At 61.8% G+C, this 16177-nt stretch carries 13 protein-coding genes; 4 read left to right on the forward strand and 9 right to left on the reverse strand.

What is annotated here, in order from left to right; genetic code table 11:
- Nucleotides 1–68 precede the first annotated feature (68 nt).
- From MMS95_RS07785 to rlmF, 3 genes are all read right to left on the reverse strand, one after another.
- Nucleotides 69–1373: a PAS domain-containing methyl-accepting chemotaxis protein gene (locus MMS95_RS07785; protein WP_242141549.1), complete on the reverse strand. Its 1305-nt coding sequence runs from the start codon at nt 1371–1373 to the stop codon at nt 69–71.
- A gap of 308 nt (nt 1374–1681) precedes the next feature.
- Nucleotides 1682–4684, reverse strand: coding sequence for a DUF4214 domain-containing protein (locus tag MMS95_RS07790; RefSeq protein WP_242141550.1), 3003 nt, complete (start codon nt 4682–4684; stop codon nt 1682–1684).
- A gap of 210 nt (nt 4685–4894) precedes the next feature.
- Complete coding sequence (gene rlmF, locus MMS95_RS07795) at nt 4895–5860, reverse strand: 23S rRNA (adenine(1618)-N(6))-methyltransferase RlmF (RefSeq protein WP_166444974.1); 966 nt, start codon at nt 5858–5860, stop codon at nt 4895–4897.
- 118 nt (nt 5861–5978) lie between these two features.
- On the opposite strand from rlmF, the gene MMS95_RS07800 reads away from it, so the two are divergent.
- From MMS95_RS07800 to MMS95_RS07810, 3 genes are all read left to right on the forward strand, one after another.
- Complete coding sequence (locus MMS95_RS07800; protein ID WP_015377149.1) at nt 5979–6608, forward strand: flavin reductase family protein; 630 nt, start codon at nt 5979–5981, stop codon at nt 6606–6608.
- Between the two features lie 168 nt (nt 6609–6776).
- Nucleotides 6777–7037 carry a YdgH/BhsA/McbA-like domain containing protein gene (locus MMS95_RS07805; protein WP_060558972.1) on the forward strand — a complete coding sequence of 87 codons (261 nt, stop codon included), beginning with the start codon at nt 6777–6779 and terminating at the stop codon, nt 7035–7037.
- A 287-nt stretch (nt 7038–7324) separates the two neighbouring features.
- Nucleotides 7325–7960, forward strand: coding sequence for a carbonic anhydrase (locus tag MMS95_RS07810; RefSeq protein WP_004939270.1), 636 nt, complete (start codon nt 7325–7327; stop codon nt 7958–7960).
- Nucleotides 7961–8023: 63 nt separating this feature from the next.
- Here the strand turns inward: MMS95_RS07810 and MMS95_RS07815 are convergent, their stop codons facing one another.
- Genes MMS95_RS07815 through MMS95_RS07830 form a run of 4 tightly spaced genes read right to left on the reverse strand, consistent with a single transcriptional unit; the run spans nt 8024 to nt 13036 of the window.
- A complete protein-coding gene (locus MMS95_RS07815) occupies nt 8024–9880 on the reverse strand; it encodes a M3 family metallopeptidase (RefSeq protein ID WP_156865339.1) in 1857 nt (618 codons plus the stop codon).
- Nucleotides 9881–9926: 46 nt separating this feature from the next.
- Nucleotides 9927–10886, reverse strand: coding sequence for a DNA-binding protein YbiB (gene ybiB, locus MMS95_RS07820; RefSeq protein ID WP_242141551.1), 960 nt, complete (start codon nt 10884–10886; stop codon nt 9927–9929).
- A gap of 38 nt (nt 10887–10924) precedes the next feature.
- Nucleotides 10925–11554 (reverse strand): FMN-binding negative transcriptional regulator, encoded by a 630-nt coding sequence (locus MMS95_RS07825; RefSeq protein WP_242141552.1) that lies wholly within the window; start codon nt 11552–11554, stop codon nt 10925–10927.
- A gap of 57 nt (nt 11555–11611) precedes the next feature.
- The gene (locus tag MMS95_RS07830) at nt 11612–13036 is read right to left on the reverse strand and encodes an MFS transporter (protein WP_060444220.1); all 1425 of its coding nucleotides are present in this window, start codon (nt 13034–13036) and stop codon (nt 11612–11614) included.
- A gap of 99 nt (nt 13037–13135) precedes the next feature.
- On the opposite strand from MMS95_RS07830, the gene MMS95_RS07835 reads away from it, so the two are divergent.
- A complete protein-coding gene (locus MMS95_RS07835; RefSeq protein ID WP_033633769.1) occupies nt 13136–13981 on the forward strand; it encodes a helix-turn-helix transcriptional regulator in 846 nt (281 codons plus the stop codon).
- On the opposite strand, the gene MMS95_RS07840 is transcribed toward MMS95_RS07835, so the two are convergent.
- The gene (locus tag MMS95_RS07840) at nt 13978–14607 is read right to left on the reverse strand and encodes a LysE family translocator (RefSeq protein ID WP_025302070.1); all 630 of its coding nucleotides are present in this window, start codon (nt 14605–14607) and stop codon (nt 13978–13980) included. The genes MMS95_RS07835 and MMS95_RS07840 overlap by 4 nt on opposite strands.
- Before the next feature lie 79 nt (nt 14608–14686).
- Nucleotides 14687–16138: a bifunctional 2-methylcitrate dehydratase/aconitate hydratase gene (locus tag MMS95_RS07845; RefSeq protein WP_031299700.1), complete on the reverse strand. Its 1452-nt coding sequence runs from the start codon at nt 16136–16138 to the stop codon at nt 14687–14689.
- Between the last annotated feature and the right edge of the window lie 39 nt (nt 16139–16177).

A 16177-nucleotide genomic window follows, 5' to 3' on the forward strand; every position in this document is an offset into this window, starting at 1 on the left:
TCAACGGCGCAGGAATCGGTGGGGGGAGGCAAACGCCGCCCCGTTTTCAGAGGCGGCGTCCGGCAGACTCAGTGCAGCGCATCGCCCTGCTTCACCGAGGTAAAGGCCTGCATCAGCTTCACGACGTCATGCATGCCGATATTGACCTGGTTAATCACTTCTCCGGCGTCATGGGTCAATGCCACACCGCCGCCGGCCTGTTCCACGCAGGTCGCCATGCCGGCGATCGCCGCCGCCACGCCTTGCTGGATAGACTTGGTCATGCGTTCGATCTCGGTCGCCGCCTTGCGCGACTGTTCCGCCAGCGTGCGCACCTCGTTGGCCACCACCGCAAAACCGCGCCCGTGCTCACCGGCGTGGGCAGCTTCGATGGAGGCGTTAATCGCCAGCAGGTTGGTTTGGGAGGCGATTTTACGAATGGCTTCGACAATGGTGCCGATCTGCTGCGAACACTTGCCGAGCTCGGTGACCACGTCCGAGGTTTCGCGCGCCGCCGCTTCGACCTGCTGCATGCCCTTCACCGCCTGCTGCACGATGACCGCGCCCTGCGCCGCCTGCCGGTCGGTATCCAGCGACAGATAATGCGCGTTGCGCACCATCTCTTCTTCGTGTTGCTGCTGTTGCATCAATCGGGTGATGTCCTGAGCAATTTTCACCACTTTCACCACCTGGCCATCATTGTCGAGGATCGGGTTGTAACTGGCCTCCAGCCATACCCGTTCGCCGCGCCGGTTGATGCGTTCAAAACGCCCGGTGATGAACTCGCCGCGCGCCAGACGCTGCCAGTGCCGCCGATAGTCGTCGGAAGCGGCGAACGCCGGCGGGCACAGCACCGCATGCGACTGCCCGCACGCCTCATCCAGCCGATAGCCCATCAGCGCCAGCATATTGTCGTTGGCGCTGACAATGGTGCCCTGCGGCGTGAAAGCAATCATCGCCATCGATCGATTCAGCGCCGCCAGCAGGCTGCGGTGTTCCTGCGCCTGGGTCACTCGCTCGGTCACTTCGCTGGCGATCTTGACGATTTCCACCACCTTACCCTGTTTATTCAGCACCGGCGCATAGGTGCCCTGCAGCCATACCGTCTCGCCGTTTTTCGCGATGCGTTTTAGGGTGTCCGTGATGGGTTGCCCCTTATTCAGCGTCTCCCAATGCTTGCGGTACAACGGGCTGGCGACATAGTTCGGATCGCAGAAAATACGGTGATGCCGGCCAATCACGTCATCGCGTTGAAATCCCAGCGTGTTGAGGAAGAGATCGTTGGCGCGCAAGACCGTGCCGTCGGGCGAGAATACGATCATGGGAACGGCGTGTTCTATCGCGCCCAGCTCGGCGCCTTTGTGGGTAGTTAACTGACTGAATCGTAACAGCATAAGGTGTAGTCCTTGTGGCAGATGATGGCGCTTTTCTTATTTTGTCTGGCCACATGCCGCGCCCACACGCAGACGTGCCATCGCGGAAGGTACGGGCAGCGCCGAACCTTCTGGTTATTGCTCTTAACCGGATTAAATTTATTTATTCAGTAAAGTAATTATTCGAATTTAAATAAACCAATAACCTAAGATTTTTATTATTAAATGCGTAATGAGAATAACGTAAGTGATGAAAATTGAAAGGTAAAATGCGGATTTTTGTCGGCGCCGGCAGGATAACCGGCGCCGTTGAGCTAACACATCGCCTCTTACGCGACCAGCGGCTCCGGCTCAACCACCGTGCCGTTGAGCATGATTTCCGGCACATAGCGCAGTTCATTGAGCAAACTTTGATGGTCCTGCCCCAAGAGCAGGATGACGCTGTCCGCGGCATCCAGACGGTGGTCATCATTGTTATCGACAATGAGGTAGCTGCTGTTTTGCTCGCCGAGAACGCTGCTGACCCCGACCTTGGCGCTCAATGCTCCAGGCTGACCGAGATCGAGCAACGCGGCCAACAGCTGGCTGGCGCTGCTGCCCTGTTCGGCCGTCAGGGCGCCGATTCTCGCCTCCACGCCTTGCGCATCGCTGACGCCATAATCCGCCAGCTTCCCGCCGCCGGCCCCCTGAGCGATCCGCAGACCTGAAAGCACATCGTCGATGCTGCCCTGCGTCAGCGAAAAGTCTTTTAACGTCACGCCTGACGCCGCCGTGCTGCTCTGCAGCGTAACGTGGCTTTTCCCTGCGCCGGCGACGATCGTCGTGTCTCCCTGCACGTTAAATTGATCGCTGCCTCCTCCGCCTTTGACCAACAGCTGTTCGCCCTGTAGCCCAAGATCTTCCAGCAGCGGCGCCAATTTGGCCTGCGCGCCACCACTTAACGGCAGCAAGCCCAACATTTGAATGATCGTGCCGTCACCGCTGCCGCCATGAGAGGACGTCAGGGTGAACCCATTACCGGCAAAGGCCGAAGCGTCAACCTGGCGGACCTGAGTGTACCCCTCCGTTAGCGTCAGGTTGAAATTCGCGCCGCCGGACAACGTAATGTCTTGCACCTGATCATTTTGCCCCGTCAGCGTCAAGGCGCCATTTCCCCAGCCGCCGGTGTTAATGGCAACCAATGTCAATGGATTTTCATCGCCATGCGAGTCAAGCGCCAATGAGCCGGCATTACCGCGCCCGGAGAACAACAGGTCGAAACGATCGGTGGCATTCTCAAGGAAGGCTATCTCCAGCTGGCTGTCCGCATGATCACCGATGCCGCTGATTTCAAGGCGCGCCGCATCGGCATTGGCGTTGATCACCTTGACGTTATCCGCCCGCCCGGACAGCAACAATCCCTCACGGCCAAGCGCCTGCGCCGCCCGGCTCTGCACGACCGTCCCTCCGTCCGTTCCCTCTACGGTGGCGTTGCCGCTCAGCACCCCGTAGTCAAACACATGAGCGCTCGTCGCCAGCGCTTTCGTGCTGTAACCGTTCCAACCGATTTGCGTCAGCGTAGCTTCCGCCTGGCCGATGTAACCCGCCATATCTATCTGTTCGAAATGACTGAAATTGGCGGCATTGCTGCTCACCGTACTGATGCGCACGCCAAAAAGATCGAGCGTCGAGGTCATTTTGACGATCAGGTTGGCGGACAAAATATCGTGCCCGTCACCGCCATCGGCGCTGAATATCCACCCCACATGATTGGCGCCGCCATCGGCATTGCCTCCCCACAGCAGGCTGTCATTGCCGTTGTTCAGAGAAAAGTGCCCTTGGGCGGCGGCGAGATCGGCCTGCGAAGTGAGCTGCACCCGATCGTCGCCATGGGTGCCATGCACTGTCACATTGGCATTGTTTACCGTCATCTCCACCCCATACCGAGCCGCAGGGTTATTATGCAGCCGGATATCCGCCGCAGCGTCGCCATTGACGATCAGGTAAGAAAGCTGCGAGGCATAGCTCAGGTCAACCGTAACGTCCGCGTCAGCATCCAGGAACACCCTGAACAGCACGGCGGTTTCCGCATTGCTCAGCGTATGGTGAGCATGCGTATTCACCGTACCCGACGCGTTGCCGCCGCCCTCGCTGGTGGCGAGAGAAGCAGTCGTTTTATACGCCAGGCTGGCGCCGACATCACGCGCGAACATCCACTGTTCATACTGAACGTCACCTGCCGGCGGCGCATTGATCAGATCGGCGATCACCGCCTGCGTGACCAGTGCCTTGTCGCCGCCCAACGCCCGATAGTGTTCCAACTGCTGTTCATCCGCCGCCCGGCCATGCACCGCCTGATAGACGTGCTGAATAAAGTCGTCCCCCTGCAAACCACCGATCTGCGCCTGAAATTCCGGCGTCGCCAGAAGGGCCGAGACCAATTCGGTATAGCTCAAGGTGCCGGAGGCCAGCGTTTTGCTCCAATTGTCCAGCGAGACGCTGTCCACCGCCCGCTCGGGCAATGCACGGAACAGCGCCGCTATCTGCTCCAGATACTCGGTCGCCGGCAGTTCGCCCGGTGAATATTCCTGGCCCGCCGCATTGAAATGCTGTTGAGCCGCCGCATCTTCCGGCGCCACCACCCCGCGCAACTGCGCGATCATATCCACCAGCAGATCGCCGCGCGTCGCGCCTTCCGCCAGCCGTTGCTGGTAAGCGGCCAGTTCAGGCGCCGTCGGCGGCCGTTCGAATCCCTGTGCGAACAGATGCAAAATGAAGTCATGATCGGAAAGATCGTTAAGCGGCAGGGTGGCAATCTTGCTCTGCGCCAACGCAGCCAGATCGCCCCCCTGATTGAGCAGCTTGCCGTCATGCGCAATTTCATCGGTCTGCCAGGGCGCTCGCAGCAGATAAAACATCGCCTGCGCGTCGCCGCTTCCGCCGGCGGCATCGGCGGCCGTGCCGGGGTACAAACCTTCAGCAATGCGCTGATCGAGCGCATCACGCTGCGCCAGCATCACCGGATCGTCCCCCAGATAGTTGAAGAGGTCGATGACGACGCTGGCGACAGCGCTGTTGAAATGCCCCTGTTGCAGTAAGGCATTGATGTAATCCGGATCGGGAGCGGTATTGTAAACGGAGAAATAAACCTGGCTGAGAATGTCGTATTCGCTTTGGCCGCTCATCCAACCGGCATCGGGTTGGCTCATTAAAATGCTGGCCATATAGGCGGGCGGCTGGCTGCCGATATCAAATGCGCTGTCGTAGTAATCGATTTCCGCCGCCGTCGGCAAACGCCCGAAAATGCCGATGATTAAGGCGCCGACCTCTTGTTGCGTAGCTAAAGGAATCATAATAAATCCCGTCAGTGTAATGGACTAAGTTCGCGGCATGGCTGCGCCGCGGCCTGTCTCCTACATCGCGAAGAGAGACATTGCACACTGCCTGGAGGGGTTTTTATAGGTATGACTACAGTTAAGAAATGCTGATGCGATAAGTCAATAAAACGGGGAAAACCGATCCTCGGTATGGGACTTTGCTCCCATACCGAAGCACCTGAAGACCTAGCGCCAGCGTTCGGCTGCCCAGGCGGCCTGTTGCTCGGCGTCGTGGAAGGTCCAGGCGACGAAGCGGCTGATCTTCTGCCCTTGCGCCATCTCGATGGTGCGCACCTCGGCCGCCCCCGCCACTTTCAACGCATGGTAGATGGCCGGCAACGTGGTGTTTTTCGAGATGAGCGAGGTGAACCACAGGCAGTTGTTGGCCTTGCCGACGCTCTCTGCCACCATCTTGCGCACAAAGGCTTCTTCACCGCCTTCGCACCACAGCTCGTTGTTCTTGCCGCCGAAGTTTTGCACCGGCTTGTCGGCCACTTCCCCTTTGCCCAGTTTATGCAGCTTGCGGCGGGTGCTGGCGCGCGCTTCCTGCTCGGACGCGTGGAACGGCGGGTTGCACAGGGTGGCGTCGAATTTCTCGGCCGCGCCGATAATGCCGCTAAAAATCAGCTCAGGCTGTTTTTGCAGCCGCAGGCGCACGCTGTTGCGCAGCGTCGGGTTCATCTCGACGATCATCTTGGCCGAGTTGAGCGACACCGGATCGATTTCGGAGCCGGTGAAACGCCAACCGTATTCGCGCAGGCCGACGATCGGGTAAATGCAGTTGGCGCCGACGCCGACGTCGAGGATCGCCACGCCCTTGCCGCGCGGGATCTCGCCGCCGTTGCTGGTCGCCAGCAGATCCGCCAGGTGATGCAGATAGTCGGCGCGGCCGGGGATCGGCGGGCACAGATAATCAGCCGGAATATCCCAGTGTTCGATGCCGTAAAAGTGTTGCAGCAACGCACGGTTGAGCATTTTCACCGCCGCCGGATCGGCGAAGTCCACCGAGACATCGCCCCAGGCGTTCGGTTTTACGAACGGCGCCAGCGCCGGGCAGCTGGCGATCAGCGCCGGGAAGTCGTAGCGCGAACGATGACGGTTGCGCGGATGCAGGCCGCTTTTCTGCTGCGGGAAGGTTTTCTTTTTTTCCACCGTGACGGGCTCTCTTGAAGGGATTTCCGGCGCGTAAGATAACACATCCGGCCCGCAATGGCGCAGCGGCGGGAAACCCGGCACAATGAAAGCTTCATCGATTGCCGCAGGATCCCCCATGAACCGTGAATCTCGTTATTATTATGAACCCGCCGCCGGCCACGGCCTGCCGCACGATCCGCTGAACGCCATCGTCGGCCCGCGCCCCATCGGCTGGATCTCTTCCCGCAGCGCCGCCGGCTTGCGTAATCTGGCACCCTACAGCTTTTTTAACTGCTTCAACTATCGCCCGCCGATCATCGGTTTCGCCAGCACCGGCTGGAAAGACAGCGTGGCGAATATCGTGGAAACCGGCGAGTTCGTTTGGAACCTGGCGACACGCCCGCTGGCGGAAGCGATGAACCACAGTGCCATCAACCTGCCGCGCGGCGAAGATGAATTCGCCTTCGCCGGCGTCACGCCGCTGCCCGGACGCCGGGTCAAAGCCGAGCGCGTGGCCGAAAGCCCGGTGAACTTCGAATGCCGCCTGACCCAGTGCATTCAGCTGCAAACCGCCGCCGGCGAACAGGTGGAGACCTGGCTGATATTGGGCGAAGTGGTGGCGGTGCACCTCGATCCGGCGCTGCTGGACGAACACGGCGTCTACCAGACCGCCGCTGCCGAACCTATCCTGCGCGCCGGCGGCCCAACCGCCTACTATGGCATTTCCGAACAGCACCGTTTCGATCTGGCGCGCCCGACGCGCTGATCGTCTCCCCCTGTTTATGCAGAAGATGAACGGGGGAATTAACCATCAAAAAATCTGAATAAAACTGTCAACACTCTCCGATTTCATCCTGCCTGTCACTGCGCAATAATCCTCCCATCGAAAGGCAAACCCCTTTCTCCCTAATTCACTTTGACAGGAATGACCCACATGAAAACCATCAAAACTTTTGCTGCCGCTATCGCCCTGGCCACCGCTTCTTTCACCACTTTCGCCGCTGAACACGTCAGCGCCCAGGATGCCGCCCAATTCGAAAAAGCCGGCGTGATCGTCGCCAGCGGCGCAACCGACCTGAGCAGCCTGAAGTCTCAGTTGGCCGCCAAAGCCGATGCCGCAGGCGCCAGGGCTTTCACCATCACCTCCACCAGCGGCAATAACCTGATGCACGCCACCGCGGTTATCTACAAATAATCGCCGCCCCAGACGTCAAAAAGCCCGCCGGATATCACCCCGGCGGGCTTTTTTATGTTCGCGTACGTCAGCGCTGAATGGGCACAACAGCGAATTTCTTGCCGCCCCGCATTATCATCCCCCCACGAGTAAACGAACCGGAAAATTCTGTCGCAAACAGGCAGAAACCCTGTATTCAATGGGGATTGCGGGGGGCTTGCACACACATTTTTTTACCTGCCCATGGCTGGACTAACAGGAGAGGATGATTATCATGTTACGCAGACTACAGATGCAGAGAGCGTTGTATGCAACATATCATTGAAGGTTTCCTCAGTTTCCAGAAAGAGATTTTCCCACAGCGTAAGGAACTGTTTCGCAGCCTTGCCTCCAGCCAAAATCCTAAAGCGCTTTTCATCTCCTGTTCTGACAGCCGTCTGGTGCCCGAGCTGGTGACGCAGCAAGAACCTGGGCAACTGTTCGTTATCCGCAACGCCGGCAACATCGTTCCTTCCTTTGGCCCGGAGCCGGGCGGGGTTTCTGCCACCATCGAGTACGCGGTGGTGGCATTGGGTGTTACTGATATCGTGATTTGTGGCCACTCAAACTGTGGCGCCATGAAGGCTATCGCGTCCTGCCAGTGCCTCGACCCCATGCCTGCGGTAGCTCACTGGCTGCACTATGCGGATGCGGCCAAAGCAGTGGTCGAGAAGAAAACCTGGAATAGCGAAACAGACAAAGTTAACGCTATGGTGGAAGAGAACGTTATTGCTCAGCTAAATAATATCAAAACCCATCCTTCTGTGGCGGTGGGTCTGCGCAACAGCGGGCTGCGCCTGCACGGCTGGGTGTACGATATCGAAAGCGGCGAAATTCGCACGCTGGATAGAAACACCAAGAGCTTCGTGTCTTTGGCCGATAATCCCGACGTGTATTTCGAATAAAATCACGCCTGGTTTTAACCATTAAATAAAATCCACGCTTCCGCGTGGATTTTACTGTCAGCCTTAAACCAAACGCGCCTCTATCGCCGCAGCGAAGTCGCGGCACATCCGTTCGTCACCGTCGGCGTTGTCTGCCAATACCGTCTCGCCATCCACCACCCGAATATGCGCCTGCAAATCGAAATCCGCCGGCGGCTGCGGGCGTGCAGCGGCGGCGGCCATCGTCTGCTGCGCCTCATGCCACGCCTGCGCCACCGTCTGGTTGCAGGCCTGCGCCAGATAGTCCGGATTAAACCCTTCGCCGGTCAGGCTGCGCAGCGTGTCGTCGTGGCTGACGCTGTTGCCCGGCAACCAGTAGTGTTGCGCCAGATCCGGGCCAATGGCCGGGTTGTCCGTCAGATAACCGTCGCGCTGCAGGAAGAAGTGACGGGTTTGCTCCACCGCCATCATCGCCAGCAAATAACCCTGATAGGAACAGGCGGACTCCAGCGACAGCAGGTGCGGGATCGCCAACGTCGGGCGCGGGCTGCCGCTGATGCCGAGGATCTTCTGCTCAACCTCACGCGCCAGCGCGGTGATGGCTTCCGGCGTGCGCTGCTCGTCATCCCACTGATACAGCGCCCACTCGAAGTACGGCACCAGCAGGATATGGCGTTCGTTGAACGCGCGCATCGGCTGGCGCGCCGCGATGCCGGCTTCGATCAGCGCATCGGGCACCGCTTCGCCGGCGGCGTTTTTCGCATAGCGTTTCAGCCAATCGGCGTCGTCCAGCAGGCTGTCGCAGAACATCGACTGGGTTTCGGCATAGGCCATCGAAGTCGGCGGGAACTCCTGCGAGAAGCACGGCGCATTCTGGCGAATGTTGGCGAAGTGCGCCGCATGGCCGCCCTCGTGGAACAGGGTGTTGAGCCCGTAAGCGCCGCTGCCCACCTGCCCCGGCTGCGCCAGGCTGGTGAAGTTGATGCGCGCGGGCACCCATTCCCCCTGGCGTACAAACGGCGGCACCGGGCCGTGCATGAAGCCGTTCTCATACTTGCCTTTGCGCACCAGCAGATCGAGATTCATCTCCGCGCCGCCAAAACCGATGTGCAGGCGTTTGAAGCTGTCGACCCAGCGTTCCAACGAACGGGAAAACGGGAAGTAAGGATCCAGTTGGCGGGTGACGTCGCCGGCGCTGGCGAAGCGGACGTTCCATGGCTCCAGCGCCTGGCTGCCCTTCTCGGCCGCCAGCTGCTGCAGGCTGCGCGCGTTGGCCTCGCGGGTTTCCCGCTCGAAACGATCCAGAATGGCGAACAGCTGCTCCGGCGTCATGCGCTCGGTTTTGTTCACCTTGTAGTCGAAATAGTTGCGATAGCCCATCTGGCGCGCAAAGCGGTTGCGCAGGCCGATCAGCTCCGGCAGGCCGTTATGCAGCAGCCATTGCTCCAGATCGCGCAGCGCCTGCTGCGAGCTACGGCGATAGTCTTCGTTCGGGTTGGTCGCCTGATTGGTCAACAGCTCGCCGAGCGAAGCCGCCACGCGCTGGCCGTCGGCGTTCAGATGGGTGACCTGATAGCCCTTGCGGCGCGAGTAGAGATCGGATTCGGCGTGGATGATCTGATCCAACAGCGCCTGCGCCTGCGGGTCTTCAATGGCGTTGCAGTCGAAAAAGCGCAGCCAACCTTGCAGGCCGTGGATCAGCGCATCGCGCTGCGCCTCCTGCGGCAACGCTTCCAATCCGGCCAGCAGAGTGCGGATCTCCGCCAGCCGGCGCGGTTCGGCGATAAAGCGCTTATAGGCGCTTTCCGCGGCGGAAAAGCGCGCCGAGACGTCTTCACCGCCGGTGCCCATGTAGTTTTGCCAGAACAGCTCTTCTTTGGCGCGGTGTACGTCGAGGTAATCCTGGTTCAATTGATTGAAGTAATCGAGAGCCTGTTGCATAACCGTCCTTCTCAGCCGATGAGGAAATATCCCAGTATAGTCGCGCTTAGGCCTGATGCAGGCGTTTCAGCCCCTGCTCCAGCGTCTCGCTCTCGCCGGCGGCCACCAGGCAACAGGCGACCTGCCGCTGGATGGCCTGCGGGATCGCCACCTCGCCCGCCAGGCAGCGCTCGGTCCAGCGCGCGGTGGTTTCCGCGTCTTTCGCCGCCGGCAAGAGCGGCGTTTCATCCGGCAAGGTGCGCTCCAGCAAGATGCGCTGTTCGCCGCCGACGATGTGGTGAATTTGCGGGCAGCGCAGCGGGTTGGCGTAAGCTTCGCCTTCCGTGCCGTGCATCAACAGCCCGCGGGCGCCGATCTGACGGAAAAACGACGCCACCCGGCCGACATACTCCGGGTGTGAGACACTGGCGAGGCGCAGCGCATCCTGTTCGCCGAACGGCGTCGCCAGCTTGGCCAACGTATGGGCGCTGTTACGCACCCCCATGCGCCAACGCAGCCCGAGCTGCCGCGCCAGCGGCACCGACAGCGTGGAAACCGGCATGAATACCGCCTCGCCGTTATCGAGACGCTGTTGGGCGTGAGCGGTCTGTTCCGACCATGGCAGCCCAAGCGCGCGGAAAATCTCGGCGCTGGTCACGCGGGTGCTGTCGTCCAGTACGCCATGCACCACCACCGGCAGGCCCACTTTCGCCAGCAGCAGCGCCAGCAGCGGCGTCAGGTTGGCCTGCTTGCGCGCGCCGTTGTAGCTCGGCAGCACCACCGGCAATGGCCTCCCCTGCGGCGCCTGCAACGGCAAGACCTGCTGTTGCATCGCCTGGTAAAAACCCAGCATCTCTTCTTCGGCTTCGCCCTTGATACGCAGCGCGATCAGAATGCCGCCCAACTCCAGCTCGGGGACCTCCCCGGCCAGCATCGCCTGATACAGCTCAAAGGCGGTCTGTCGATCCAGATCGCGCGCATGGTTTTTGCCGCGGCCTATTTCTTTGATAATTTTGGTGTAATCCATCCGAAGGTTCCCTCAGCCCACTCTTCGGTTAGCATACCCTATCCGCGCCGCCGCTCAACCTCCGCCGCCAGTCGCTGCTGCGCTTCATCGCCATCGCGCAGCCCGGCGATCACCCCGCCGGCATCCTCGGCGCTGCGGTTTTGGCTCATTTTCCATTTGCCTTCGCGCCGGGTGACGGCGATCTCAATACCGACGATGCCTTTAAGCTGTGCGGCGATGTAGTTGGCCGGCGCATCCTCGATCCGCCAGGGTTCAGGACGCCGCCCTTCCTGCTGCGCAGTGAGATCGATCAGTTGGCGGCGCAGCCAGGCCGGGTCGTCCGTCACCGTCGGCACGCCATGCAGTTGCACCACGCTGTAATTCCAGGTCGGCACCACCTTGCCGGTCTGGCGCTTGCTCGGGTACCAGCCGGGCGACACATAGCCCCCCTGGCCCTGAAAAATCACCAGACATTCCGCCGCCTGTTGCAACCGTCGCCAGTGCTCGTTGGCGCGCGACAGGTGCGCCCGCAGCCGGATCTGCCCCTGTTCGACATCGGCCAGAAACGGCAGCGGATCGGCCGTCAATCCCTGCTCGCCGTGGCTGACCAACAGCCCCAGCGGGTGGGCGCGCACCAACGCCAGTTGGGCATCCAGATCGTCTTCGCGAAATGCGGCGGGTTGAAACATCAGTGTGGCTCCTTATCGCTCTCTCATGATGTCGACAGTAAAGCACCCGCCGGCGGCCTACTTAAGATCCGCTTTCTGAGTATTTCGAGTGATCCGGTTTAACAAGATCAGGGCGACGCCCATCGCCACCAAATTACAGAGCATCGCGCCGGCAAAGGCCTGCGCATAGCGTTCCGCCGCGCCGCCGCTCGCCAACAGCGGCACAAAACCGACGCCGCTGACCACGATGCCCAGCGCGCCCCCCACCTGCTGCACGGTGGCCACCAGACCCGCCGCCATGCCCGCCTGCCGCTCCGGCGCCAAACCGAGCACCAGATTCAGCAGCGGCGTCATGCTCAACGCCTGGCCGAATCCCAACACCACCAACCCCGGCAGCAGCCGCAGCGGATGCGCCAGCGCCCCGCCCCACAGCGCCTGCGCCATCAATAGCGCCAACCCGGCGGCGTAAATCGCCACGCCCACGCTCAGCACGCCGTTGCCCCAACGCAACGTCAGCCGGGGCGCCAGCATCGAGGCCAGCATAAAGGCCGCGCTGGCCGGGGCGAACAGGCTGCCCGCCTGAAAAGGCGTCAGCCCCGCCCCCGCCTGCAGCAGCAGCGCGAAGCACAAGAAAAACGAGGAAGCGGTGGCATAAATCGCCAGCACCACCGCCATACCCGGCGCGAAGCCCGCCTGGCGGAACAGCGCCGGATCGAGCACCGCATCATCACCGCGCTGCGCCAGGCGGCGTTCCCAACGCAGGAAGCCCCACAGCGTCAGCAGCGCCAATGCCAACATCGGCGCGATCCACCACGGCCAACCGCGCGCCGGGCCTTCCAGCAACGGCAGCAGCAACAGCGACAGGCCGGCCGCCGCCAGCCACAGGCCGACGCCGTCCAGCCGCTGCGCCTGCGCCACCCGCGATTCGGGAATGCGCCGCGCCGCCCACAGCGCCAGCGCGCCGATAGGCAAATTGATCAAAAAGATCATGCGCCAGCCGCTGCCGAACAGGTTGGCCTCAATGATAAATCCGCCGAGGATCTGGCCGAAGATTGCCGCCAACCCCAGTGTCATGCCCAGCCAGGCGAAAGCGCGCCGCCGCTGTTGCGGCGCGTACAGCACCCGCATCAAGGCGTAAATTTGCGGGAACAACAGCGCCGCCGCCGCCCCCTGCAGGATACGCGCGGCGATCAGCAGGCTGAGCGATCCCGCCAGTCCGCACAACAGGGAACTCAGCGTGAATCCCAGCATGCCGAGGCTGAACAGACGCCGACGCCCGAAGCGATCGCCCAGACGCCCACCGGCGATCAACAGCACCCCAAACGCCAGTTCATAACCGGCGACGATCAAACCGATACCGGCGAAATCGGCGGCGAACTGTTGCTGGATCACCGGCGCCGCCACGTTGACCACAAACAGATCGAACACCGTGACGAAACCGCCCAACAGCAGCACCGGCAGGCCGGGCAATCCCCGCCGTTCAACAGATAATGAATGTTCCATACCACCTCCAGAGATTATGATGGTCGCAGTATGGAATAGCGTTTAAACTGTTACTATATAGCCATTTATACTATTACTGACAGCAACAGGACGGCCGACATGCCCCCACGCACCCTCGAACGCACCCGCCACGAACTGGGGGATTTTCTGCGGCAAAAGCGAGAACAACTGTCGCCGGAGGCAGTCGGCTTGCCGAGCGGCAGCGGCAGCCGCCGCCGCACGCCGGGCTTGCGGCGCGAGGAGGTGGCGGCGCTGGCCGGCGTCGGCCTCACCTGGTACACCTGGCTGGAGCAAGGCAGGGAAATCAATGCGTCGGTGACGTTTTTGGAAAATCTGGCGCGGGTGCTGCAGCTCGATGCCGCCGGCCGCTACCACCTGTTTTTATTGGCGCATCAGCGCCCGCCGGTGCCGGTCGGCCATCAGTGGTGCCAGGTTTCGCCGTTGGTGCGGCGCCTGCTGGACGACCTGACGCTGCGGCCGGCCTACGTCATGAACCTCAGTTGGGACATCATCGCCTGGAATCCGGCGGCGCAGCGGCTGTTCGCCATCGGCGAGCGCCCGGCGCAAGAGCGCAACATGTTGTGGATGCTGTTTGCCGATCCGCAGCTCAATGCGCGCCTGCTGGAGTGGCGGGCGCAGGCGCCGCAAATCCTGGCCAGCTTCCGCCGCGACTACGCCCGTGCGCCGGAGGATGAGGTGATGCGCCAACGGGTACAGGCGCTGGAGCAGGTATCGCCGCAGTTCCGCCAGCTCTGGCGGCAGCATGATATTCACGGACGTTGCCAGGGGCGGCGCAGCTTCACCCTCCCGGAGATCGGCCCGGTCACCTTTGACCACGCCTCTTTCATCGTCGACGAAGAGAACCATCTGCGGCTGGTGATGTACAGCGCGCTGCCGGACGAACCGGCCAGCGCGGCGTTTGAAGCGCTGCTGCGCGAGGATTAACGACGGCTGTCGAAAATGAGTTTGCAGGCCAGCCCGGCGAACACGCCGCTCAGCAGGTAGTTCGGCCAGCGGGCGCTGAAGCGACGGCCGGCGAAACGGCTTTTCATGCCGCTGACCGCCAGGATCACCCCGCCGTTAATCAGCAAGCCGACCAGATTCAGCACCGTCGCCAGCGCCAGCATCTGCACTACCACCGAGCCGGCGCGCGGATCGATAAACTGCGGAAACAGCGCCAGCACGAACAGCGCCATCTTCGGGTTGAGGATGTTGGTGAACAATCCCTGACGGAAAATGCGCGCGGTCGGCACCGCCTGCAACCCGGCGGAAGCCTGCAGACTGCTGCCGGATCGCAGCGTTTTCCACGCCAGATAGAGCAGATAGGCCGCGCCCAACATTCTCACCGCATCGTAAGCCAGCGGCACCGCGACGAACAGTTGCGACAACCCCAGCGCCGCCGCCAGCGCGTGGCAGTAAGTGCCGAGCTGAATGCCCGCCAGCGAAGCGAAACCGGCGCGCCGCCCCTGGCTGACGCTGCGCGAAGCGATCAGCAGCATATCCGGGCCGGGGGTCAGCGCCAGCGCCACGCAGGCGCCGGAAAACAACAACAGCGTTGCGGCATCAATCATGAATCACCTGATAAGAAGACGGACGGGGATGGAGCCTCCATCATAGCGACGCCGACGTGGCTTGTCAGCGCCGCTCGCGTCAGATCACCCACAAATCGAGGTACTCGTTGACCGGCATCTGCGCCAGCCGCTGCCGATCCAGCGACACCTCGAGAATGCGCTGCTGCTGCAGGGCCGGGAACTGGCGCGCTAGGTTGGTTTTGAACTTCTCGATCAGCAGCGGGATGCCCTCTTCGCGCCGCCGCGCATGGCCGATAGGATACTCCACCGCCACCTCATCCAGACGGCTGCCGTCGGCGAACTCCACCGTCAGCGCATTGGCGATCGAGCGTTTTTCCGGATCGTGATAATCGCGCGTGAAGGCGGGATCTTCATGGCAGTGGATCTTGCCGCGCAATGCGTCGATGCGCGGATCCTCGGCCACCCGATCCTCGTAATCGGCCGCCGTCAGCCGGCCGAACAGCAGCGGGATCGCCACCATATACTGAATGCAGTGATCGCGATCCGCCGGGTTATCCAGCGGCCCTTGCTTGTCGATAATGCGCAGGCAGGCCTCGTGGGTGCGGATGCTCACCCTGGCGATATCGGCGGCGGTTTTGCCGGCGGCCTGCATCTGGCGGTGCAGCGTCATGGCCGCCTCCACGGCGGTCTGGGCATGGAACTCCGCCGGGAACGAAATTTTAAACAGCACATTCTCCATCACATACGCGCCGTACGGCCGCTGGAAGCGGAAAGGTTTGCCGTTGAACGAGACGTCGTAGAACCCCCAGGTCGGCGCCGTGAGCGCCGAGGGATAGCCCATCTCGCCGGTGGCGGCCATCAGCGCCAGCCGCACTGCGCGCGCGGTCGCATCCCCCGCCGCCCAGGATTTGCGGGTGCCGGCGTTCGGCGCATGGCGATAAGTGCGCAGCGACTGCCCGTCCACCCACGCCAGCGACACCGCGTTCAGGATCGCCTCGCGGCTCAGGCCGAGCAGCTGCGCCACCACCGCGGTGGACGCCACCTTAACCAGCAGCACGTGATCCAACCCCACCCGGTTGAAGGCGTTTTCCAGCGCCAGGCAGCCCTGGATCTCGTGCGCCTTAATCATGGCGATCAGCACCTGCCGCATGGTCAGCGGCGCTTTGCCCGCCGCCACCGCCTGACGCGAGAGCCAATCGGCCACCGCCAGGATCCCGCCCAGGTTGTCCGACGGGTGGCCCCACTCCGCCGCCAGCCAGGTGTCGTTGAAATCGAGCCAGCGGATCATGGCGCCGATATTGAACGCCGCCTGCACCGGATCCAGCTGGAAGCGGGTGCCCGGCACCCGGCTGCCGTTCAGCACCTCGGCGCCCGGCACCACCGGCCCCATCAGTTTCTTGCAGGCCGGGTAGCTCAGCGCCTCCAGCCCGCAGCCGAGGGTATCGAGCAGGCAATAGTGGGCGGTGCGGTACGCCGCCGGGGTATCGACGGCCTCTTTCATCACATAATCGACGATATCGACCATTTCGCGATCGAACGGCGGACGGCCGGTGTTGGCAGACTCAAGCATCATGATCCCCAAAGGCTCCATAGTGAAAACGACACGATA

The organism is Serratia sp. PGPR-27, from assembly GCF_022678525.1.
Lineage (GTDB): Bacteria > Pseudomonadota > Gammaproteobacteria > Enterobacterales > Enterobacteriaceae > Serratia > Serratia nematodiphila.